1 rRNA gene is annotated in these 896 nt (G+C 43.0%); it reads left to right on the forward strand.

Going from position 1 to position 896, the window contains the following annotated elements:
- Positions 1 to 268: 268 nt before the first annotated feature.
- Positions 269 to 384: ribosomal RNA gene (gene rrf / locus FS935_RS20735) — 5S ribosomal RNA — on the forward strand.
- Positions 385 to 896: the final 512 nt, after the last annotated feature.

An 896-nucleotide genomic window follows, 5' to 3' on the forward strand; every position in this document is an offset into this window, starting at 1 on the left:
TGACGTGTGGAGCTGACAGATACTAATCGATCGAGGACTTAACCTAAATATTTAAGCGAACGTTAGTGAAATGAATTGTATAATCGTTATCTAGTTTTGAAGGAATATAATATTCCTGAAGACTCTGTAAAGAGTAAGAGGGTTTCGAGGAACGAACAGTTCAAGGAATCGATCGAGGAGACACCGGAGCGTACTTCAGTACGTGAGGATGTTGACGAGCATCGATGACGTAGAAATGTGAAGTTCATCGGAAGCCGTAAACCATTTATTTGGTGATGATGGCGAAGAGGTCACACCCGTTCCCATGCCGAACACGGAAGTTAAGCTCTTCAGCGCCGATGGTAGTTGGGGGTTTCCCCCTGTGAGAGTAGGACGTCGCCAAGTAAAGAGTGGAAAAGATCAGTAGAGATACTGGTCTTTTTTTGTATAGAGAAAGATAATAGAAAATAGAATGATCATCCCATTAATTTATTATATCGAAGATATTGTGTATGAGGTAGACTAAAAAGCACTACTAGCCTGAGGCTTGGGAGAAGCAAGAAAGTCAAGGAAGCGTAGCGAATGAAGACCGGAATGTGCGTAGTTGGCACATGAGGATCTGAATGAACAAGCTGACGCAGAGATTCGCCGCTTATCGCAAGCCGAAATCCGAACACGGAAGTTAAGCTCTAGCGCCGATGGTAGTTGGGGGTTTCCCCCTGTGAGAGTAGGACGTCGCCAAGTAAAGAGTGGAGAAGATCAGTAGAGATACTGGTCTTTTTTTTGTACAGAGAAAGATAAGAAAATAGATTGATCATCCCATTAATTTATATATATCGAAGATATTGTGTAAGAGGTAGAGACTAAAAAGCACTACTAGCCTGTGGCTTGGGAGAAGCAAGAAGGTCAAGGAAGCG

The sequence above is a fragment of the Metabacillus litoralis genome, from assembly GCF_007994985.1.
Taxonomy (GTDB): domain Bacteria; phylum Bacillota; class Bacilli; order Bacillales; family Bacillaceae; genus Metabacillus; species Metabacillus litoralis.